The organism is Pseudomonas sp. CLCA07, from assembly GCF_053615335.1.
Window position 1 is genome coordinate 995,865 of record NZ_CM132131.1, and the last position, 21,991, is coordinate 1,017,855.

Here is a 21,991-nt window from a genome sequence, read left to right on the forward strand (position 1 = left end):
TTTAGATGGATATCGGGATGATTCGTGGCCTGGGCACCGTTGTTGTGATGGTGGCCTTCATCGGTCTGGCGTTGTGGGTGTTCAGCCCCAAGCGCAAGTCGGAGTTTGAAGACGCGACCTTGCTGCCTTTCGCGGATGATCCCGAAGCCATCAAGCACGTCGAGCAAGCTTCTAGGAGTAACAAAGAATGACTACATTCTGGAGTCTGTACGTCACAGTCCTCACTCTCGGCACCATCTTCGCCCTGACCTGGCTGCTGCTGTCCACCCGCAAGGGTCAGCGCACCGAGCAGACGGAAGATACGGTTGGACACTCCTTCGACGGGATCGAGGAGTACGACAACCCACTGCCAAAATGGTGGTTCATGCTGTTCGTGGGCACCATCATTTTCGCCTTGGGCTATCTGGTGTTGTACCCGGGCCTGGGCAACTGGAAAGGCTTGCTGCCGGGTTACAGCTACCTCGATACCGAGAAGCAGACCGCGTTCGCCAACGGCCAGACCGGCTGGACCGGCGTTCACGAGTGGGAAAAGGAAATGGCCAAGTCGGACGCCAAGTTCGGCCCGATCTTCGCCAAGTTCGCTTCCATGCCTATCGAAGAGGTCGCCAAAGACCCGCAAGCCCTGAAGATGGGTGGCCGTCTGTTTGCCTCCAACTGCTCGGTCTGCCACGGTTCCGACGCCAAGGGCGCTTACGGTTTCCCTAACCTGACTGACGCTGATTGGCGTTGGGGCGGCGAAGCACAAACCATCAAGACCACCATCATGGGCGGCCGCCACGCGGTCATGCCGGCGTGGGCGGACGTGATCGGCGAGCAAGGCGTTTCCGACGTTGCAGCGTTTGTACTGACCAACCTCGATGGCCGCAAACTGCCGGAAGGCACCAAGGCTGACCCGGTTGCCGGCCAGAAGCTATTCGCTGCCAACTGCGTGGCCTGCCACGGTCCGGAAGGCAAAGGTACGCCAGCGATGGGCGCACCGAACCTGACTCACCCGAGCGCGTTCATCTACGGTTCGAGCTTCGCTCAATTGCAGCAGACCATCCGTTACGGCCGTCAGGGCCAGATGCCTGCGCAAGAACAGCTGCAAGGCAACGACAAGGTTCACCTGCTGGCCGCTTACGTCTACAGCCTCTCTCAAGGTGAGAAAGCACTGGCGACAGACGCTCAGTAAGACACACGCTTAAGGCAACAAAAAAACGGCCCCGCCAATGAAGATTGGCGGGGCCGTTTTGTTTCAATCGCATAAATACAGCGACCGATGGTATCGCTCTGCATCCCTTCTGAGGTTGCCTGACAACCTGTCGAGTAGTAACGTTTCTACAAAGCACTTTCAGGAGGGACACACATGATGGCCATCACCACCATTTCCAGCCGAGAATTCAATCAGGACACAAGTAGTGCCAAAAAAGCCACGCTTCAGGGGCCGGTTATCATCACCGACCGTGGCAGACCTGCCCACGTACTGCTAAGCATTGAGGAGTACCAAAAACTGACCGGCATCAACGCAAACATTGTCGACCTGTTGGTGATGCCGGAAGCGGCAGACATCGAGTTCGACACCGAGCGTGCCGTCATCAATCATCGACCCGTGGACCTGTCCTGATGTTCTTGCTCGACACCAACGTAATATCCGAATTACGCAAACCCCAGGCAGACGCAAACGTCGTCGCCTGGGCCAAAAGTATCATCGCCCCACGAATGTTTATTTCAGCCATTACCTTGAAGGAACTGGAGACCGGGGTGCTGCGAATGGAGCGGCGCGATCCCGTCCAGGGAAAGGTATTGCGCACCTGGCTAAAACGACACGTGATACCGGCCTTCGATGCCAGAATCCTGCCGATCGATGCCGCCGTGGCATTGCGCTGTGCCAGCCTGCATGTTCCGGACCGCGCCAACGAAAGCGATGCCCTGATCGCTGCGACGGCACTCGTTCACGGGCTTACAGTGGTCACCCGTAACACCAGCGACTTTCAATCCAGCGGTGTTGCGCTGATCAACCCATGGGACGAATGAACCCGCCGCCCTGCAAAACCGTCCATAATTCACAAGTCAATTGATTCAAGTCATTACACCGTCAGTTGATTTCCACCAACGTGACCAAAGGTCGCACCCTTGTGCCAGAGCTTCAGGCGTATCATTGCGCCACTGCAACACCCCTTTTTGACCGCGGTTGGCATGTACTGACCGGGGCATTTTTCCACTGCCGTGGGATGCAACGATGAGCAACCAGATTCCGGTACACGACGTCACTCCACCCAACAAGAACGCGAACAACAGCGTCGACCTCTACGCCTCTCGAGAAAAGATCTACACCCGCGCTTTCACTGGCCTGTTCCGCAATCTGCGGATGATGGGCGGCGCCTTTTTGTTTCTGTTGTATTTCGGCACGGTCTGGCTGAACTGGGGCGGTCATCAAGCCGTCTGGTGGAACCTGCCGGAGCGTAAATTCTTTATTTTTGGTGCAACGTTCTGGCCTCAGGATTTCATCCTGTTGTCGGGGATTTTGATTATCAGTGCCTTCGGCCTGTTCTTCATTACGGTGTACGCCGGTCGCGTGTGGTGCGGTTATACCTGCCCGCAAAGCGTCTGGACGTGGATTTTCATGTGGTGCGAAAAAGTCACCGAAGGCGACCGCAACCAGCGCATCAAGCTCGACAAAGCGCCGATGAGCGCCAACAAATTCCTGCGTAAATTCAGCAAGCATTCGATGTGGCTGTTGATCGGTTTTGTGACCGGCCTGACCTTTGTCGGTTACTTCTCGCCGATCCGTGAACTGGTGTTCGACTTCGTTACCGGCGAAGCAGATGGCTGGTCGTATTTCTGGGTCGGTTTCTTCACCCTCGCCACCTACGGCAACGCCGGCTGGCTGCGCGAGCAAGTGTGCATTTACATGTGCCCGTACGCTCGCTTCCAGAGCGTGATGTTCGACAAGGACACGCTGATCGTCTCCTACGATCCACGTCGTGGCGAGTCCCGTGGCCCGCGCAAGAAAGGCATCGACTACAAGGCACAAGGCCTGGGCGATTGCATCGATTGCACCATGTGCGTCCAGGTCTGCCCGACCGGCATCGACATCCGCGACGGCCTGCAAATCGAGTGCATCGGTTGCGCCGCCTGTATCGACGCATGCGATGCCATCATGGACAAGATGGACTACCCACGTGGCCTGATCAGCTACACCACCGAGCACAACCTGTCCGGGCAAAAAACCCATAAACTGCGCCCGCGCCTGATCGGCTATGCCTTGGTGCTGCTGACGATGATTTCGTTGTTGATCACCGCGTTCTTCATGCGTTCGCTGGTCGGTTTCGACGTCAGTAAAGACCGCGTGCTGTACCGCGAGAATGCCGAAGGTCGAATCGAAAACGTCTACAGCTTGAAAATCATGAACAAAGACCAGCGCGACCACACTTACGTGCTGGAGGCCACCGGTTTGCCGGACCTCAAGCTGCAAGGCAAGCGCGAGATCAAAGTCGCGGCCGGGGAAATATTCAGCCAGCCGGTAGAGTTGTCCAGCGCACCGGAAAAACTGCCATCGAGCACCAACGAGGTGAAATTCATCCTCAAGGATGCCGATGACGACAGCGTTCACGTTGAAGCCAAGAGCCGATTCATCGGCCCACAAATTCGTTGAGAGAAGTCGCCATGCCCGCAGCATCTGCCGCAAGTCCCTGGTACAAGCACCTTTGGCCGTGGATCATCATCGGGATTCTGGCCTGTTCGGTGACCCTGACCTTGTCCATGGTGACCATCGCGGTGAATCACCCGATCGACCTGGTGAACGACAACTACTACGAGGCTGGCAAAGGCATCAATCGCTCACTCGACCGTGAACTGCTGGCCCAGACCCTGCAACTGCGCGCCAGTGTTCATCTGGATGGCATAACCGGTGAAGTCGACCTGCACCTGAGCGGCAACAGCCAACCGAAAACCCTCGAACTGAACCTGATCTCGCCGACTCAGCCGGAGAAGGATCGCAAAATCACCCTCGTCCACAGCGACACAGAACAGGGCCGCTACATTGGTCAACTGAGCGACAAGGTCGAAGGCCGTCGCTTTGTAGAGTTGCTGGGGGTCGAAGGCGACAAGACCTGGCGCATGTTCGAAGAAGAACCGGTCAGCCACGACAAAGACCTGCTGCTGGGCGATGAACCGCTGCAAGGCGCCGAAGACCTGAAAAAGTAAGACCCAGCGCTTCGCGCATCGCGGGCAAGCCCGCTCCCACAGTGGATCTGCTGTGATACACAAATTTTGTGCATAACGCCGATCAAATGTGGGAGCGGGCTTGCCCGCGAAGAGGCCCGTCCAGACGATGTAGACTCCACCTCATGACCACTCCAACCCCCTGCTACCACTGCGCCCTACCCGTCCCGGCCGGCAGCCGCTTCACCGCTGCGGTCCTGGGTGATACCCGCGAGTTTTGCTGCCCGGGTTGCCAGGCGGTGGCCGAAGCTATCGTGGCGGGAGGGCTGGAAAGCTATTACCAGCATCGCAGCGAGTCCTCGGCCAACCCCGAAGCCTTGCCGGTGCAGTTGGTGGACGAACTGGCGCTGTACGACCGCGCCGACGTGCAAGCACCTTTCGTGCGCCACGACGGCGACCTCGCCGAGACCACCTTGTTGATGGAAGGCATCAGCTGCGCCGCGTGCGGCTGGTTGATCGAGAAACACCTGCGCGGCTTGCCGGCAGTGGCCGAAGCACGGCTGAACCTCTCCAATCATCGCTTGCACGTACGCTGGGCCGACGCGCAATTGCCGTTGAGCCAAGTCCTCAGTGAGTTGCGCCATATCGGTTACGCCGCCCACCCTTATCAAGCCGACCGCGCCAGCGAACAACTGGCCAGCGAAAACCGTCTGGCCTTGCGTCAACTCGGTGTCGCCGGGCTGCTGTGGTTCCAGGCGATGATGGCGACCATGGCCACCTGGCCGGAATTCAACATCGACCTCAGCCCCGAAATGCACACCATTTTGCGCTGGGTCGCGCTGTTTCTGACCACACCGATTGTGTTCTACAGTTGCGCACCTTTTTTCAAAGGCGCAATGCGCGACCTGCGCACCCGCCACCTGACCATGGACGTGTCGGTGTCGCTGGCGATTGGCAGCGCCTACCTCGCCGGGATCTGGACCTCGATCACTGGCGTCGGTGAGCTGTATTTCGATGCGGTCGGGATGTTTGCGCTGTTCCTTCTTGCCGGCCGCTATCTGGAACGCCGAGCCCGCGAGCGCACCGCCGCCGCTACCGCACAACTGGTCAACCTGCTGCCCGCTTCATGCCTGCGTCTGAACACTGATGGCCAGAGCGAGCGAATCCTGCTCACCGAGTTACGTGTGGGGGATCAGGTACTGGTTCACCCTGGCGCGATTCTGCCGGCGGACGGCAAGATTCTCGATGGCCAGTCGAGCATCGACGAGTCGCTGCTGACCGGCGAATACCTGCCGCAACCGCGAACGCCAGGCGATGCAGTGACCGCCGGCACGCTGAACGTTGAAGGGGCGTTGACGGTGCAAGTGTTGGCACTGGGTCAGGACACGCGACTGTCCGCCATTGTCCGCTTGCTGGATCGTGCGCAAGCCGAAAAGCCGCGCCTGGCGGAAATCGCCGACCGTGCCGCGCAGTGGTTTTTGCTGTTGTCGCTGATTGCCGCTGCTGCCATTGGCCTGTTGTGGTGGGAACTCGATTCATCCCGGGCCTTTTGGATTGTGCTGGCCATGCTCGTCGCCACCTGCCCGTGCGCTTTGTCCCTCGCAACGCCAACCGCGCTAACTGCCGCCACCGGCACGCTGCACAAACTCGGTCTGTTGCTGACGCGCGGTCATGTGCTGGAAGGCCTGAACCAGATCGACACGGTAATCTTCGACAAGACCGGCACCCTCACTGAAGGTCGTCTGGCGTTGCGTTCAATCCGCCCCCTTGGCGCACTCGATAGTGACCGCTGCCTGAGCCTCGCTGCCGCACTGGAAAACCGCTCCGAACACCCGATCGCCCGCGCCTTTGGCCGCGCGCCACTGGCCGCCGAAGAAGTCCACAGCACGCCGGGGTTGGGTCTTGAAGGCCAGGTCGGCGTCCAGCGATTGCGAATTGGCCAGCCAGGTTTTGTCTGCGAACTCAGTGGCGCATCCGTGCCCTTGATGCCGGATGAAGCCGGCCAATGGTTGCTGCTCGGCGACACTCAAGGTCCACTGGCGTGGTTTGTCCTCGACGACCGTTTGCGCGCCGATGCCCCGGCGTTGCTGCAAGCCTGCAAGGCGCGGGGCTGGCGAACCTTGCTGCTGTCCGGCGACAGCTCGCCGATGGTCGCCAGTGTCGCCGCTGAGCTGGGTATCGACGAGGCCCGTGGCGGTTTACGGCCGGACGATAAATTGCAGGTCCTGCAACAACTGCACAAGGAAGGCCGCAAGGTGTTGATGCTCGGTGACGGGGTCAACGACGTGCCGGTGCTGGCTGCTGCCGACATCAGTGTGGCGATGGGCTCGGCCACCGATCTGGCGAAAACCAGCGCCGATGCCGTGTTACTGTCCAACCGCCTCGATGCGCTAGTGCAAGCCTTCAGTTTGGCGCGGCGAACCCGTCGGATTATCATCGAGAACCTGCTGTGGGCCGGGTTGTACAATGGCCTCATGTTGCCGTTCGCTGCCCTCGGCTGGATTACCCCCGTCTGGGCCGCCGTCGGCATGTCGATCAGTTCGTTGACCGTGGTGCTGAACGCCCTGCGCCTGACTCGCCTGCCGAGCATGCAGGCCGCCTCTGCCACGCCAGAAACCCGCCCGCTGCCGGCCTGAGCCGGCGCGGGCATGGAGTCCACCCATGCCAGCTCTATACGTGATGATCCCGGCCGCATTGCTGCTCGTGGCCATCGCTGTCTACATCTTCTTCTGGGCAGTTGACAGCGGCCAGTACGACGACCTCGACGGCCCGGCCCACAGCATTCTGTTCGACGACCAGGACCCGGCCCACAAAGCAGCGGTCGATGAAGCCAGCGGCCATCCGGCCAAGCCGGACGACAAGGCGCCGCCTCATGCTTGAATTGGCGCCACTGCTGGTGTCCGCGGTAATTCTCGGTTTGCTCGGGGGCGGCCATTGCCTGGGCATGTGCGGCGGCTTGATGGGCGCACTGACCCTGGCGATTCCCAAGGAACAACGCAGCCGGCGCTTTCGACTGCTGCTGGCTTACAACCTGGGACGAATCCTCAGCTATGCCACGGCCGGCCTGCTGATCGGGCTGGCGGGCTGGGCCGTGGCCAACAGCCCGGCAGCCATGTTTATGCGGGTCATCGCCGGTTTACTGTTGATCGCCATGGGCCTGTACCTCGCCGGCTGGTGGAGCGGCCTGACCCGCATCGAAAGCCTGGGCCGCGGCCTGTGGCGACATATCCAACCGGTCGCCAACACATTGCTGCCGGTGTCGAGCCTGCCCCGCGCCTTGCTGCTGGGGGCGCTTTGGGGCTGGCTGCCGTGCGGGTTGGTTTACAGCACGTTGTTGTGGTCGGCCAGCCAGGGTAATGCGCTGGACAGCGCGTTGTTGATGCTCGCCTTCGGACTGGGCACCTGGCCAGTGCTGCTCGCCACGGGTTTGGCCGCGGAGCGGGTGACGGCGCTGTTGCGCAAACGCAGCGTGCGCATGACGGGTGGGTTGCTGGTGATGCTGTTCGGGATTTGGACCTTGCCGGGGCCGCATCAGCATTGGCTCATGGGGCATTAGATCAGCGGTGCCCCATTCGCGAGCAGGCTCGCTCCCACACTGGATTTGCGGCGCTCAAAAAAAACCTGTGGGAGCGAGCCGGCTCCGGGCGGCGTTCCGACGAAGAGGTTTTCACCAAGTGAGCAGATCTTGACCTTGACACAAATCAACATGCCCAACCGCCTCGCCCCCTAGACTCGCAGTCACTGCCAGCCTATCCGGGGGAATGCCCGCATGATGCTCGACGCCATTCGTTGGGACACCGATCTGATCCGCCGTTATGACCTGGCGGGACCGCGTTACACCTCTTATCCGACTGCGGTGCAATTCAATAGTCAAGTCGGCTCGTTCGACCTGCTCCACGCGCTGCGCGACAGCCGCAAGGCCGTGCGCCCGTTGTCGCTGTACGTGCACGTGCCGTTTTGCGCGAACATTTGCTACTACTGTGCCTGCAACAAAGTCATCACCAAGGACCGTGGCCGTGCCCTGCCCTACTTGCAGCGCCTTGAGCAGGAAATCCAGTTGATCGCCTGTCACCTCGACCCAACGCAGAAGGTCGAACAACTGCACTTTGGCGGCGGCACCCCGACTTTTCTCAGCCACGATGAACTGCGCCAGTTGATGGCCCAGTTACGCAAAAGCTTCAACTTGCTGGATGACGATTCCGGCGACTACGGCATCGAAATCGACCCTCGCGAAGCCGACTGGTCGACCATGGGCTTGCTGCGCGAGTTGGGCTTCAACCGCGTCAGCATTGGCCTGCAAGACCTCGACCCGCAGGTGCAACGGGCAGTCAATCGCCTGCAAAGCCTGGAAGAAACCCGTGCCGTGATTGACGCTGCCCGGACCCTGCAATTTCGTTCGATAAACATCGATCTGATCTATGGCTTGCCCAGACAGACACCCGAAAACTTCGCCCGCACAGTCGATGAAGTCATCAACCTGCAACCGGATCGGCTCTCGGTATTCAATTACGCGCATTTGCCGGAACGCTTCATGCCGCAGCGGCGCATCAACAGCGACGAGCTGCCAACGCCGGCGCAGAAGCTGGAAATGCTCCAAAGCACCATCGAACAACTGACCGCAGCCGGCTACCGCTACATCGGCATGGACCACTTTGCCCTGCCCGACGACGAACTGGCGATTGCCCAGGAAGAATCGACCCTGCAACGCAACTTTCAGGGCTACACCACCCACGGGCATTGCGATTTGATCGGTTTGGGGGTGTCAGCCATCAGCCAGATCGGTGATCTGTACTGCCAGAACACCACCGACCTGGCGCAATATCAGAACACCCTGGACGCAGCTCAACTGGCCACCAGTCGTGGCCTGGTGTGTAACGCCGATGACCGGTTGCGGCGGGCGGTGATACAGCAACTGATCTGCAATTTCAGCCTGGAATTCATCGAGATTGAAGAGGCTTTCAACATCGACTTTCGCGGCTACTTTGGCCAACTTTGGCCGCAGCTTCAGACCATGGCCGATGACGGCTTGATCACGCTCGACAACGAGCGAATCACCGTTCTGCCGGCGGGTCGTTTGCTGGTTCGGTCGGTGTGCATGGCGTTTGATGCCTATTTGCAACAGCTCAACCACCAGCGGTTTTCCCGGGTGATCTAGCTTTGCCCAGCACCGCTGGGCACCACCCTATATCGTGTCGTGACAATATCTGCGCAAACTGGCCCGAACGCCCTCCCGTGGGTTACCCTTACGTCTTATGTGTGTTTTCCCACAAGGATTGAAGAAATGTCCGAGCCAGTCAAACTGCGTGCTCATAACCAGGCCCACTGCAAGGATTGCAGCCTCGCGCCCCTGTGTTTACCGCTGTCTCTGAACCTGGAAGACATGGATGCGCTGGACGACATCGTCAAACGTGGTCGCCCGCTGAAAAAAGGCGAGTTCCTGTTTCGCCAGGGCGACACCTTCGATTGCGTCTACGCAGTACGCTCCGGCGCCCTCAAGACGTTCAGCCTGAGCGACAGCGGTGAAGAGCAACTCACCGGCTTCCACCTGCCGAGTGAACTGGTCGGCTTGTCGGGCATGGACACCGAAAAACATCCCGTGTCCGCGCAAGCGCTGGAAACGACCTCGGTGTGCGAGATCCCTTTCGACCGCCTCGACGAGCTGGCCCTGCAACTGCCGCAACTACGCCGTCAGTTGATGCGCGTCATGAGCCGCGAGATTCGTGAAGATCAACAAATGATGTTGCTGCTGTCGAAAAAAACCGCCGACGAGCGTATCGCCACGTTCCTGGTGAACCTGTCGGCACGTTTTCGCGCCCGCGGTTTCTCGGCCAACCAGTTCCGCCTGAGCATGTCGCGCAACGAAATCGGCAACTACCTGGGGCTGGCGGTGGAAACCGTGTCCCGGGTCTTCACCCGTTTCCAGCAAAACGAATTGATCGCTGCCGAAGGCAAGGAAATCCATATCCTCGACCCGATCCAGCTCTGCGCGTTGGCCGGCGGCTCTGTCGAAGGCTGATTGCAACCATTGCGGCTGAGCGAAACCGTTCAGCCGCCGTTATACTGCGACGTTTGCAGCCTGCCAGGATTCTTCGACTATGGCCTTCGACTCCTTCGACATCAAATCCCTGATCCGCCCCGTGATCGACTTTCCCAAGCCAGGCGTGATCTTTCGTGACATCACCCCGTTGTTTCAATCACCCACGGCCCTGCGCCTGGTGATGGACAGCTTTGCCCATCGCTATGTCGAAGCCGATTTCACCCACATCGGGGCGATGGATGCGCGTGGTTTCCTGATCGGTTCGGTGCTGGCATATCAGCTGAACAAACCGCTGGTGCTGTTCCGCAAGCAAGGCAAACTGCCGGCCGAAGTGTTGGCCGAAGGTTACGCGACCGAGTACGGCGAAGCGTTCCTCGAAGTGCATGCGGACAGCCTGTGCGAGGGCGATTCGGTGGTGATGTTCGATGACCTGATCGCCACTGGCGGCACATTGATTGCGGCGGCGAACCTGATTCGGCGCATGGGCGCGCGGGTTCATGAAGCGGCGGCGATTATTGATTTGCCGGAGCTCGGTGGGTCGCAGCGATTGGAAGATATGGGCATTCCGACGTTCTGCCTGACGCAGTTTGCGTTGGCTGACAAGTAAGCGGCGCCTGTACTGACGCCATCGCGGGCAAGTCGAATCGTCGCACCGCCGCTCCCACAGTGATCTATGTCGTATACACGATTTGTGTCCGGCGACAGTCCCCTGTGGGAGCGGCGGTGCGACGATTCGACTTGCCCGCGATAGCGTCAGTAGCAACACCGCACAGCTCCAATTTGATTAAAGCCCCATCTGCTTACTGATAATCTCGTTCATCACTTCCCGCGTCCCGCCACCAATCGACAGAATCCGGTTATCCCGGTACAGCCGCTCCACCAGGCTTTCGCGCATATAACCCAAACCACCTAGGATCTGCACCGCATCGTTAACAATCCGGTCGGCCGTGTCGGTGGCAAAGTTCTTGGCCATCGAAATTTCCTTGATCACACTCTGCCCCGCCGCCATCTTCGCCGCCTGGCGATAGGTAAATTCCCGGGACACCTCCAGCGCGGTCGCCATCTCGGCGAGGCGGTGTTTGAGCACCTGGAATTTGCCGATGGGTTTACCGAAGGCTTCACGCTGACGTGCCCATTTCAGGCTCTCCTCCAGCGCAAGCTGCGCGGTCATGTTGGCCATCAGCGCCAGCGCCAGCCGCTCACTCTGAAAGTTGCCCATGATGCAGGCGAAGCCCATGTTTTCTGCGCCGATCAGATTGCCGACTGGCACCCGGCAATCGTCAAAAAACAATTCGGCTGTGTCCGACGCCCACCAGCCCATTTTCTTCAACTGACGGCCGACAGTGAAACCGGGCGTGCCCTTCTCGATCAACAACAGGCTGATGCCACCAAAACCCGGCTCGCCGGTGCGCACCGCAACGGTGTAGAAATCGGCACGAACGCCGCTGGTGATAAAGGTTTTGCTGCCGCTGACCCGGTAAAAATCGCCGTCACGCACGGCACGGGTTTGCAGGTTGGCGACGTCGGATCCGCCGCTTGGCTCGGTGACGGCCAGGGCGCTGATCTTCTCGCCGGACAACACCAGTGGCACGACACGATCGCGGATTGCGGGCTTAGACCACTTGAGGATGGGTGGCAGGCCGATGTCCAGCGAACCGAGACCGGCCACCAGTCCGCCAGAACCGCAGCGCATCAACTCTTCGCTGGCGGCGACCTTGGCGAACAGATCACCTTCATGACTGCCACCTAGCGCTTCGGGGTAGCCAATGCCCAGAATCCCGGCGGCACCGGCCTTGAGATAGAGCTCACGGGGAAAGCTTTCAGCTTCCTCCCACTGATCAATGTCCGGGAGAATCTCACGCTCGACGAAACGTCTGACGCTGTCGCGGACCAATTGGTGGCTGGGATCGAAGTATTCCTGAAAGGCAGGCATCGGCGAACTCCACTGAAGGTTCAGCGAAGTTAACCGAGCGCTTGCTTGGTTTTCAACAGGAATGTGTGAATCAGGGGGAACCGAGGTGCGCCCTTCGCTGGCAAGCCAGCTCCTACACTGGATCTATGTCACGCCAAAAAACCCTGTAGGAGCGGCGGTGCGACGATTCGACTTGCCCGCGAAGGGGCCAGTTCAGGCACTACAAGGTAATCGGTTTACGCCCGGCAAACGAATGCGCCAACGTCCCGCCATCCACCAATTCCAATTCGCCACCCAACGGCACACCATGGGCGATACGCGAGGCTATCAGGCCTTTATTGCTGAGCAACTGTGCGATGTAGTGCGCCGTCGCCTCGCCTTCCACCGTCGGGTTGGTCGCGAGGATGACCTCCGTAAAGCTCCCGGCCTCTTCGATCCGCGCCATCAACTGGGGGATACCAATCGCCTCAGGCCCGAGACCATCAAGCGGGGACAAATGCCCTTTGAGGACGAAGTAACGACCACGGAACCCGGTCTGCTCCACCGCGTAAACATCCATCGGCCCTTCCACCACACACAATAAGGTGTCGTCGCGACGGGTATCCGCGCACTGCGGGCAAAGGTCGTCTTCGGTCAGCGTACGGCACAACCGGCAGTGACCCACCCCCTCCATGGCCTGGCTCAAGGCCGATGCCAATCGCAAACCACCGCTGCGATCACGTTCAAGCAGTTGCAGCGCCATGCGCTGGGCGGTTTTCTGACCCACACCCGGCAAAATTCGCAGGGCATCGATCAGTTGGCGAATCAAAGGGCTGAAGCTCATGGGGAAACGTCCGACAAAACAACGAGACGCGGTTTATACCCGCGCCTCTCTTTAGCGTCAAATACTCAGTCTTGCGCGACCCGCACCACCAGTTTGCCGAAGTTGCGCCCTTCCAGCAGACCGATGAACGCTTCGGGCGCCTGCTCCAGGCCATCGACCACATCTTCGCGGAATTTCACCTTGCCATCACGGACCCACGGCGCCATGGCACTGATGAATTCCGGCTGACGATCGCCGTAGTCGTCGAACACGATGAAGCCCTGAATCCGCACGCGTTTGGTCAATAGCGTCCGTTGCAATTGCGGCAGGCGATCCGGGCCGGTCGGTGCTTCGTGGGCGTTGTAGGAAGCGATCAGGCCGCACAGCGGAATCCGCGCCTTGGCATTGAGCAGCGGTACTACCGCGTCGAACACCTTGCCGCCGACGTTCTCGTAGTAAATGTCGATACCGTTGGAGCACGCCTGCGCCAACTCATCGGCAAAGTTCGGGCTCTTGTGGTCAACGCATGCATCAAAGCCTAATTCGTCGACGACATAACGGCATTTTTCCGCGCCACCGGCTACACCGACCACGCGCAGGCCCTTGATCTTCGCCACTTGGCCGACCACCGAACCCACCGCGCCGGACGCCGCCGCAACCACAAGGGTTTCGCCGGCCTTCGGCTGGCCGATGTCCATCAAGCCCATATAAGCCGTCATGCCCGGCATGCCCAGCACACCCAAGGCCATCGATGGGGTCGGCAGCCCGGACGGCACCGGGATGATGTTGCGACCATCGCTGATGCTGTGGCTCTGCCAGCCGGTAGCACCCACCACCACATCACCTTCCTGAAATTTTGGGTTCGACGAGCGCTCGACCCGGCTGACAGCCCCACCGGTCATGACCTCACCGATTTCGACGGGTGCGGCGTAGGACGGCGCATCACTCATGCGCCCCCGCATGTACGGGTCCAGCGAGAGGTAGAGGGTCTTGAGCAGCACCTGGCCGTCAGCGAGGTCCGGAAGCGCTTCCCTTTCCAGGCGGAAATTCTGCGGCGTCGGCGCGCCTACCGGGCGGGACGCCAGGACGATACGTTGGTTGAGGGTCAATGCTTGTGGCATGTGAGCGTCTCCTTTTTATCGAGAATTGGGCGGCATAGGGGAGCAGACCTTTGTATCGGTGTCGGGTTCGATGTTTCGTCAGTTGTACTGAGGTGACTTCATCGCTGGCAAGCCAGGCTCCTACAGGGATCACCTTAATCCTGCAGGAGCCTGGCTTGCCAGCGATGGCGACCTCAAGGCATCACACTTGTAACAGGCAAAAACAAAAATGCCAGGCGCGATGCCTGGCATTTTTTTGTAGCTCATCCGACGCGCTTTAGCGAATCAGAATGGCAGTTTCATGCCCGGCGGCAGTTGCATGCCAGCGGTCATGCCGGACATTTTGTCCTGGCTGTTGGCTTCGATCTTGCGCACGGCATCGTTGACGGCGGCGGCGACGACGGCTTCCAGCATCTCTTTGTCGTCTTCGCTCAGGCCTTCAACCAGGCTTGGGTCGATGGTCACGCTCTTGACGTCGTGACGACCGGTCATCACCACGGTGACCATATCGCCGCCCGCTTTACCGATGACTTCGGCGTTGGCCAGCTCTTCCTGCATCTTGGCCATTTTTTCCTGCATCTGCTGTGCCTGCTTCATCAGGCCGGCCATGCCACCTTTCATCATGGGAATCACCTCAAAAGTACTTGGATTAAACAGCGTCCGGCCCTTTTGACCGAACGCCTTCAGTTATTAGCCCTGACTGACCAGAGCGTCGACAGGTTCAATAGTATCGTTACGGATCACCGCACCGAACTGTTGCATCATTTGCTGGATGAACGGATCGCCGTGGATCGACTCTTCGGCCTCGCGCTGACGGTTGGCACGGCGCCGGGACGCGGCCTGGGCCGGGGTTTCCTGCTCGGGCTTGATCAGCTCCATGCTCAGGGTCAGTGTGCGCCCGTGAAACTGGTTCAGCGCATCATTGAGACGACGTTGCTGAGTCGCGTTGAACAAGGCGCTGTGGGCCGGGTCCAGGTGCATCAGCCAGTGATCGCCCTCGACGGAAATCAGCGTGCAGTTGGCGGCGATACTGCCCGTCATGCCGGAGATCGGCAGTTTCGGGAACAGCTCCAGCCATTGCGCTGCCAGACCGGTGGCCGGCATCGCAGCCGGCTCAGGCTCCGGTTCCGGCGCGGGGTCGGCGGCATGTTCGCTGGCCAGTTCATCGAGGTAACTGTAGGCCGAATCCATGTCCGGTTCGATGTAATCCTCATCCAGCGGCGGTTCGTCGTCCTGGTCCATGCCCGGCGTGGCGGCATCGACTTCGGCAACGGAAGGTTCCGGGATCGGCGCCGCGGCCCATTCCGGCGCGTCCGGCACCACGCTGTCAGGCGTTGGCAACGGCATTGGCGGCAACTCGGGCTGCTCGCCAGCGGTTTCCAGTACTGGCTCGACGGCGGGTTGCTGCACGACTTCGGGCATGACCGGGTCATTCCACGGCAGGTCGACGACTTCCTCGACCGCTACGGGCTCAACCACAGGCTCAGGCACGACAACGGGCGCAACCGGTTCAGGTTCCGGCGCGGGAGCCGGGACTGAAACTGGAGCAACAGGAGCAGGTGCAACTGCCGCAGCGACTACCGGCGCAACAACTGGCGCGGCAGCCACTGAGTTTGCGGAATCAACTGTGGCCTGGCTGATCCCCACTGGCTTTAGCGGTTGCCTCGGGGCGTCCGCGGTGTCTGCCGGGCGGAACGCGAGCATCCGCAGCAGCACCATTTCAAAACCACCACGCGGGTCCGGTGCCAGCGGCAAATCACGACGGCCGATCAGGCCCATCTGGTAATAAAACTGCACGTCTTCGGCCGGCAACGCCTGGGCCAGCGCCAGCACCCGGTCACGGTCGCCCTGGCCGTTGTCGACACCTTCAGGCAAGGCCTGGGCGATGGCGACACGGTGCAGCACGTTGAGAATTTCCGAGAGTACGCCGTTCCAGTCCGGGCCTTGTTCGGCCAGATGACGGACGGCTTCGAGCAACGCCTTGGCGTCACCTTCGATCAACGCATGCAGAACATCGTAGACCTGGCCATGATCCAGCGTACCGAGCATCGCCCGCACGTCGGCGGCCATGACCTTGCCTTCACCGAAGGCGATGGCCTGGTCGGTGAGGCTCATGGCATCGCGCATCGAGCCATCGGCGGCACGACCCAGCAGCCACAGCGCGTCGTCTTCGAACGGCACGTTCTCGACCCCCAGCACGTGGGTCAAATGCTCGACCACACGTTCCGGCGTCATGTTCTTCAGGGAGAATTGCAGGCATCGCGACAGAATGGTTGCAGGAAGTTTCTGCGGGTCGGTCGTCGCCAGGATGAACTTGACGTAGGGCGGCGGCTCTTCGAGGGTTTTCAACAGCGCATTAAAGGAATGGCTGGAGAGCATGTGCACTTCGTCGATCAGGTAGACCTTGAAGCGCCCGCGGCTCGGGGCGTACTGCACGTTGTCGAGCAGCTCGCGGGTGTCCTCGACCTTGGTCCGGCTCGCGGCGTCGATCTCGATCAGATCGACAAAGCGCCCCTCATCGATTTCGCGGCACACCGAGCACTCGCCGCACGGCGTCGACGTGATACCTGTTTCACAGTTCAGGCATTTGGCGATGATGCGCGCGATGGTAGTCTTGCCGACCCCGCGCGTACCGGTAAACAGGTAGGCGTGGTGCAACCGCTGGCTGTCCAAGGCATTGATCAGAGCCTTGAGCACATGGGTCTGGCCGACCATTTCGCGGAACGAGCGCGGACGCCATTTACGTGCAAGAACCTGATAACTCATCGAAAACCGTCGCAACGAAGGAACAGAAGCGGCTAATGCTAGCGGAGCAAGGGCAAAATTGCATCCGGTGTGCTCGTCTAATCTGGCTAAGCTGCACTTTCCGGGCTTTAATCGGCTCGGGTTTCAGAGGTACCGGAGCGTTTATGCGTTGTGCCTTGGGGGCATTGCTATGGATAAGCCTGAACGTCAGCGCTGGCGAAGCGCCGTTGCGTTTTGTCGTGCCTGACAGTTGGGCGATGCCGATGGTGCAACTGGATCACGGCCGCCCGACCCAAGGTATTCTGTTTGACGTGATGCTCAGTCTAGCCACCCAGGTCGGTGTGCCAGCCGAATTTCATGTAATGCCCCGGGCACGGGTGCAAAACGCCATGGAACACGGCGAGGTCGATGTGCGTTGCTATGCCGCCCCGTCCTGGCTACCCAATCAGTCAGGCGATTACATCTGGAGCATTCCGCTGTGGCATCAGCACGACATGCTGATCGGCCTGCCAGAATCGCCAGACTCGATAGCGCCAGACAATTTGCCTCGGCAACCTGTCGGCACGGTGCTCAGCTATAGCTATCCGACGCTGCAACCCTTGTTCGATACCGATCGCCTGCACCGCGAGGATGCACGCAATCAGGAACAAGTGCTGGAAAAACTTCACGCCGGGCGCTATCGCTATGCGGTGAGCAATCAATGGACACTGGACTGGTTCAATCAGCGCCTGCTGGCCGACCGGCAATTGAAAGCCGTGGCGGTGTTGCAGGAACAGAATGTCGGTTGCTACGTGCGCAACGACCCCAAGGTGCCGGTGCAGCGCATTCTGAACACGCTGTTGCGGATGAAAATGTCGGGAGAGATTGATGACATTGTTAGCCTGTATATCGGCAATGAGTCATCCAACGTGGCGGTGAGCAAGCTTTATTAATGTTCATTCTGAAAATCGGAAACGATGAAACGCCGCCCTGGAGATAATCCATGGCAGAACGACAAAAAATATTTCAGATAGAAAACGCGAAAGAGGATTCGCGCTGCGTTATGGAGGCAACCCCACCAGCCACACCCCGGCACACAATGTTCCCGCTGTGGCTGCTTCCTTCCGGATCTGACCAGGTTCACGGGTAATCGTTGCGGGGGGACCGATGGGGTCACCATAACAACGCTCACCTGACGGCGAGCCGCGCCATTGTACCTATCTGAGACGAAGTTACAACCGTTGGCGCGGATTAAAAAATATGAGCGGCTTCAAGGACATGCAATACCTCTGAATCACCGCACTCTGTAGCAGCTGCCGAGCAGCGCGAGGCTGCGTTCGGCTGTGCAGCAGTCGTAAAATCAGACGACGCAGTTTTTCAGGTAAACCACCATCACCGAATTGGCGACTGCTTCACAGCCGAACGCAGCCTCGCGCTGCTCGACAGCTGCTACTGGCCGACGCCGTTTGGGTGATGGTCAGAGGTCCTGCAGCACTTCATCCGCCCTGCCGCTCTCTTGCTGGATCACCAGGTGAATGAAGTGCAACTTGGCGATCACTGCTGGCGGCAGGACGAACGGATAGAAATCCGGCTGTCCCATGCTGCGCGACAGCTCGTTGAGCATCCCGGCCAACTCGATCCACGCCTTGACGAACACCAGAAACGCCGCGCCGCCTGGATGCTGCGGATCGTAGAGCGTGCTCGACGGAAATGGCCGGCAATCGAAATCCATTTCCCGCGCACTCATGCCAAACCCGAGAGCGGTGTCCACCGCATCCATCATGTGCAGGTAATGCGCCCAGGTTTCCGCCCAGTCTTCCCACGGGTGCATGGTCGCGTAGGCGCTGACGCACTGCTGTTGCCAGTCGAGCGGCGCGCCTTGCTGGTAATGCCGCTCCAGCGCCTCTGCGTAGCTCGCGCGCTCGTCACCGAACAGTCCGCGGAACGGTTCCAGCCAATGGCTGTTGGCGATCAGCCGGTCCCAGTAGTAATGCCCGACCTCATGCCGAAAATGCCCGAGCAACGTGCGATAGGGCTCGTGCATTTGCACCCGGACCTGCTCGCGGTGGGCGTCATCGGCTTCTTTGATGTCGAGGGTGATCAGGCCGTTGGCGTGTCCGGTGGTCGGCGACTTGCCTTCCAGGTCGACACCGACGAAATCAAACGCCAGACCGGTTTCTTCATCGACGGTTTTTGGAATTACCTGCAAACCCAGGCTGACCAACTGCGCGACCAGACGCCGCTTGGCCGTTTCCACCTTGCACCAGCGGTCGTGGTTTTGCGCAATCGACAGATCAGGGATGGTGTGATTCAGGCTACAGGCGATGCACAGCGCATCGTGGTCATTGGCCGGGAGCAGCCAGTTGCACGCAGCCGGGGAATCGAGGTTGGCGCAACGGCGGAACACACCGGCTGGCGGGTCGGCATCGAGCAGCCAGGTATCAGCCCGCAAACCCGGTTGCAGCGACGACAAGCGACTCTGTTCGGGCTGATAACCCAGCGCCGCGGAACAGACCAGGCACTGGCTGTTGCGGAAGAACAGCGACTGCCCGCAGCGGCATTGCCAGACCTTGCTGTTGCGCGAGCTTCCACCGATGAAGGGCGCGGCGATGCGCGAGCTGAGCTGTTCGAAGAAGCGGTACATGGCGATCTCTCCCTGGGGCTTGCCAAGACTAGATCATTCTCCGGTGAAGATCGTTCCCACTTCTTGTGAGAGGGCTGAGATCGCCTTCGCTGGCAAGTCGAATCGTCGCACCGCAGCTCCTACAAGGATCGCGTAGACCCTGTAGGAGCTGCGGTGCGACGATTCGACTTGCCAGCGAAGGACATCACACCGAAATATCGTGCTTGCCGAGGAATTCGACAAATGCTTCTTCATCGAGCACTTTCAACCCTAGCTCATTAGCCTTGGCCAACTTGGAACCCGCCCCTGGCCCCGCCACCACGCAATGAGTCTTGGCTGACACCGAACCCGCCACCTTGGCACCCAGGCTTTCGAGTTTGTCCTTGGCGATGTCGCGGCTCATCAACTCCAGCGAACCGGTCAGCACCCAGGTCTGCCCTGCCAGCGGCAAGCCTTCGACGACTTTTTTCTCGCTCTGCCAGTGCATGCCAAAATCGCGCAGCTGCTTCTCGGCAGCCTCGGCGAGCTGGCGATTGTCCTCGACCGCAAAAAACTCGCGAACCGAATTGGCCTGCTTCTCCGGCAGCGCCTGACGCATGTCCAGCCAATCGGCGCTCATTACCGCTTCAAGCGAACCAAACTTGTCCGCCAGCTTCTGCGCGCCACCCGGCCCTACCGAAGGGATGTGCAGCTTGTCGAGGAATCCGCCCAGCGTGGTGCTCGCCGCAAACTCGGCGCCAAGCTCGCCTTGATCCTGAATCTGCAAGCCGTGCTTGAGCAGCTCCTCGATCACTTGCTGGTTATGCGCATCTTCAAAGAAGCTGTGGATCTCGTACGCCACTTCCAAACCGACATCCGGCAAGTACGTGAGCACGTGCGGCAATGCCTGCTGAACCCGCTCCAACGAGCCGAGAGAGCGCGCCAGCACCTTGGCCGTCTCTTCACCGACATCGGGAATTCCGAGCGCATAGATAAACCGCGCCAGGTTCGGCTTTTTGCTGTCCTCGATGGCACTTAACAGCTTGTTGCTCGACACCTCGGCAAACCCTTCCAGATCGACAATGTCGTCGAACTTCAAGGCATACAAATCAGCCGGCGAACTCACCAGGCCTTCGTCGACCAGTTGCTCGACACTCTTGTCCCCCAGGCCCTCGATATCCATCGCGCGACGGGAAACGAAGTGAATGATCGCCTGCTTGAGCTGCGCACCGCAGGCCAGACGCCCGACGCAGCGGTACACCGCGCCCTCGCTGACGGTCTCGCGGCCTTTGCTGCGCTTGACCAATTGCGTGCGCTCGACCTGCGATCCGCATACCGGGCACTGCTCGGGAATCTGCACCGGGCGAGCATCTTCCGGGCGGCGCTCAAGCACCACTTGCACCACTTGAGGAATCACGTCACCCGCGCGACGGATGATCACCGTATCGCCGATCATCAGGCCCAGGCGTGCGACCTCATCCATGTTGTGCAAGGTCGCATTGGCCACGGTGACACCGGCCACCTTGACCGGTTTCAAGCGCGCCACCGGCGTGACAGCGCCAGTACGACCGACCTGGAACTCGACGTCGAGCAGCTCGGTGAGCTCTTCCATGGCCGGGAATTTGTGCGCGATCGCCCAGCGCGGCTCGCGAGCGCGGAAACCCAGTTCCCGCTGGGAGGCGATGCTGTTGACCTTGAACACCACGCCGTCGATTTCGTACGCCAGCCCGTTTCGACGCTCGCCAATGTCGCGGTAGTAATCCAGGCATTCGTCGATGCCGTGCGCCAGTTTCAGCTCATGACTGATCGGCATGCCCCATACCTGGAGCTGCTTGAGATTACCAATGTGCGTGTCGGCAATGTCCGCCGAGATCTGGCCGATGCCGTAGCAGCAGAATTCCAGCGGGCGGTTGGCAGTGATCTTTGAATCCAGTTGGCGCAAGCTGCCGGCTGCTGCGTTACGCGGGTTGGCAAAGGTCTTGCCGCCGATTTCCAGTTGGGTGGCGTTGAGCCGTTCGAAACCGGCTTTGGACATGAACACTTCGCCGCGCACTTCCAGGGTCGCGGGCCAGCCAGTGCCGTGCAGCTTGAGCGGGATGTTGCGCACGGTGCGCACGTTGACGCTGATGTCTTCGCCGGTGGTGCCGTCGCCGCGCGTCGCGCCGCGTACCAGCACGCCATCCTGATACAGCAGGCTGACCGCCAGACCATCCAGCTTCGGTTCGCAGCTGTATTCCACCGCCGCACCGCCACCGAACAGATCACCGGCCGGCAGGTCCAGGCCTTCCGTCACCCGGCGATCGAACTCGCGCATGTCGTTCTCTTCGAAGGCGTTACCGAGGCTGAGCATCGGCACTTCGTGACGCACTTGAGTGAACGCCGACAACGCTGCGCTACCCACGCGCTGGGTCGGCGAATCGCTGGTGATCAGTTCGGGGTTAGCCGCTTCAAGGGCCTTGAGTTCGTGGAACAAACGGTCGTATTCGGCGTCCGGAATGCTTGGCTCATCCAGTACGTGATAACGATAGTTGTGCTGATCCAGCTCAGCGCGCAGCTCTAGAATGCGGTTTTTGGCGGCGGTCATGGGTGTTCTCTCATAAAGCAAAAGAGCAGCCGAGGCTGCTCTATCTGTTAAATCATTGCAGGAGCACGGCTTGCCGGCGATGGCGTC

The 21,991-nt window shown here is 60.0% G+C and carries 20 protein-coding genes and 1 other RNA gene; 13 read left to right on the top strand and 8 right to left on the bottom strand.

The window, feature by feature from the left end:
• The first annotated feature begins 5 nt into the window (after window positions 1-5).
• The 12 genes from ACWGZX_RS04565 to ACWGZX_RS04620 all read left to right on the top strand — a co-directional run bounded on the left by ACWGZX_RS04565 (window position 6) and on the right by ACWGZX_RS04620 (window position 10,787).
• Complete coding sequence (locus ACWGZX_RS04565) at window positions 6-191, top strand: CcoQ/FixQ family Cbb3-type cytochrome c oxidase assembly chaperone (RefSeq protein WP_003175465.1); 186 nt, start codon at window positions 6-8, stop codon at window positions 189-191.
• Window positions 188-1,171 carry a cytochrome-c oxidase, cbb3-type subunit III gene (gene ccoP, locus ACWGZX_RS04570; protein ID WP_223511740.1) on the top strand — a complete coding sequence of 328 codons (984 nt, stop codon included), beginning with the start codon at window positions 188-190 and terminating at the stop codon, window positions 1,169-1,171. The genes ACWGZX_RS04565 and ccoP overlap by 4 nt, the downstream gene beginning before the upstream one ends.
• A 177-nt stretch (window positions 1,172-1,348) precedes the next feature.
• Window positions 1,349-1,603, top strand: a complete 255-nt coding sequence (locus ACWGZX_RS04575) for a type II toxin-antitoxin system Phd/YefM family antitoxin (RefSeq protein WP_223511779.1) — start codon at window positions 1,349-1,351, stop codon at window positions 1,601-1,603.
• Window positions 1,603-2,013, top strand: a complete 411-nt coding sequence (locus ACWGZX_RS04580; protein ID WP_223511741.1) for a type II toxin-antitoxin system VapC family toxin — start codon at window positions 1,603-1,605, stop codon at window positions 2,011-2,013. Before ACWGZX_RS04575 ends, ACWGZX_RS04580 begins: the two co-directional genes overlap by 1 nt.
• Window positions 2,014-2,218: 205 nt before the next feature.
• The gene (gene ccoG, locus ACWGZX_RS04585; RefSeq protein ID WP_452627456.1) at window positions 2,219-3,634 is read left to right on the top strand and encodes a cytochrome c oxidase accessory protein CcoG; all 1,416 of its coding nucleotides are present in this window, start codon (window positions 2,219-2,221) and stop codon (window positions 3,632-3,634) included.
• Window positions 3,635-3,645: 11 nt separating this feature from the next.
• Window positions 3,646-4,185, top strand: coding sequence for a FixH family protein (locus ACWGZX_RS04590; RefSeq protein WP_223511743.1), 540 nt, complete (start codon window positions 3,646-3,648; stop codon window positions 4,183-4,185).
• A gap of 143 nt (window positions 4,186-4,328) precedes the next feature.
• A complete protein-coding gene (locus ACWGZX_RS04595) occupies window positions 4,329-6,779 on the top strand; it encodes a heavy metal translocating P-type ATPase (protein ID WP_452627457.1) in 2,451 nt (816 codons plus the stop codon).
• A 25-nt stretch (window positions 6,780-6,804) separates the two neighbouring features.
• Window positions 6,805-7,023, top strand: a complete 219-nt coding sequence (gene ccoS, locus ACWGZX_RS04600; RefSeq protein ID WP_223511746.1) for a cbb3-type cytochrome oxidase assembly protein CcoS — start codon at window positions 6,805-6,807, stop codon at window positions 7,021-7,023.
• Complete coding sequence (locus ACWGZX_RS04605; protein ID WP_452627458.1) at window positions 7,016-7,699, top strand: sulfite exporter TauE/SafE family protein; 684 nt, start codon at window positions 7,016-7,018, stop codon at window positions 7,697-7,699. The genes ccoS and ACWGZX_RS04605 overlap by 8 nt, the downstream gene beginning before the upstream one ends.
• A 216-nt stretch (window positions 7,700-7,915) precedes the next feature.
• On the top strand, window positions 7,916-9,298 hold the full coding sequence (gene hemN / locus ACWGZX_RS04610; protein WP_452628965.1) for an oxygen-independent coproporphyrinogen III oxidase: 1,383 nt from the start codon (window positions 7,916-7,918) through the stop codon (window positions 9,296-9,298).
• A 126-nt stretch (window positions 9,299-9,424) separates the two neighbouring features.
• Window positions 9,425-10,159 carry a fumarate/nitrate reduction transcriptional regulator Fnr gene (fnr, locus tag ACWGZX_RS04615; protein ID WP_223511748.1) on the top strand — a complete coding sequence of 245 codons (735 nt, stop codon included), beginning with the start codon at window positions 9,425-9,427 and terminating at the stop codon, window positions 10,157-10,159.
• 79 nt (window positions 10,160-10,238) lie between these two features.
• The gene (locus ACWGZX_RS04620; RefSeq protein WP_452627459.1) at window positions 10,239-10,787 is read left to right on the top strand and encodes an adenine phosphoribosyltransferase; all 549 of its coding nucleotides are present in this window, start codon (window positions 10,239-10,241) and stop codon (window positions 10,785-10,787) included.
• Window positions 10,788-10,964: 177 nt separating this feature from the next.
• Here the strand turns inward: ACWGZX_RS04620 and ACWGZX_RS04625 are convergent, their stop codons facing one another.
• The 5 genes from ACWGZX_RS04625 to dnaX all read right to left on the bottom strand — a co-directional run bounded on the left by ACWGZX_RS04625 (window position 10,965) and on the right by dnaX (window position 16,760).
• Window positions 10,965-12,113, bottom strand: coding sequence for an acyl-CoA dehydrogenase family protein (locus tag ACWGZX_RS04625; protein ID WP_452627460.1), 1,149 nt, complete (start codon window positions 12,111-12,113; stop codon window positions 10,965-10,967).
• A gap of 199 nt (window positions 12,114-12,312) precedes the next feature.
• Complete coding sequence (gene recR, locus ACWGZX_RS04630; protein ID WP_452627461.1) at window positions 12,313-12,915, bottom strand: recombination mediator RecR; 603 nt, start codon at window positions 12,913-12,915, stop codon at window positions 12,313-12,315.
• Between the two features lie 65 nt (window positions 12,916-12,980).
• On the bottom strand, window positions 12,981-14,015 hold the full coding sequence (locus tag ACWGZX_RS04635; RefSeq protein WP_452627462.1) for an NADP-dependent oxidoreductase: 1,035 nt from the start codon (window positions 14,013-14,015) through the stop codon (window positions 12,981-12,983).
• Window positions 14,016-14,279: 264 nt separating this feature from the next.
• Window positions 14,280-14,618 (bottom strand): YbaB/EbfC family nucleoid-associated protein, encoded by a 339-nt coding sequence (locus ACWGZX_RS04640; RefSeq protein WP_027921723.1) that lies wholly within the window; start codon window positions 14,616-14,618, stop codon window positions 14,280-14,282.
• A 66-nt stretch (window positions 14,619-14,684) separates the two neighbouring features.
• On the bottom strand, window positions 14,685-16,760 hold the full coding sequence (gene dnaX / locus ACWGZX_RS04645) for a DNA polymerase III subunit gamma/tau (protein WP_452627463.1): 2,076 nt from the start codon (window positions 16,758-16,760) through the stop codon (window positions 14,685-14,687).
• A gap of 143 nt (window positions 16,761-16,903) precedes the next feature.
• Between dnaX and ACWGZX_RS04650 the strand changes: the two genes are divergently transcribed.
• On the top strand, window positions 16,904-17,671 hold the full coding sequence (locus ACWGZX_RS04650; RefSeq protein WP_452627464.1) for a substrate-binding periplasmic protein: 768 nt from the start codon (window positions 16,904-16,906) through the stop codon (window positions 17,669-17,671).
• A gap of 120 nt (window positions 17,672-17,791) precedes the next feature.
• On the opposite strand, the gene ffs is transcribed toward ACWGZX_RS04650, so the two are convergent.
• From ffs to ligA, 3 genes are all read right to left on the bottom strand, one after another.
• Window positions 17,792-17,888, bottom strand: an RNA gene (gene ffs / locus ACWGZX_RS04655) — signal recognition particle sRNA small type.
• A gap of 307 nt (window positions 17,889-18,195) precedes the next feature.
• Window positions 18,196-19,362, bottom strand: coding sequence for a zinc-binding metallopeptidase family protein (locus tag ACWGZX_RS04660; protein ID WP_452627465.1), 1,167 nt, complete (start codon window positions 19,360-19,362; stop codon window positions 18,196-18,198).
• Window positions 19,363-19,546: 184 nt separating this feature from the next.
• A complete protein-coding gene (gene ligA, locus ACWGZX_RS04665; protein ID WP_452627466.1) occupies window positions 19,547-21,904 on the bottom strand; it encodes an NAD-dependent DNA ligase LigA in 2,358 nt (785 codons plus the stop codon).
• Window positions 21,905-21,991: the final 87 nt, after the last annotated feature.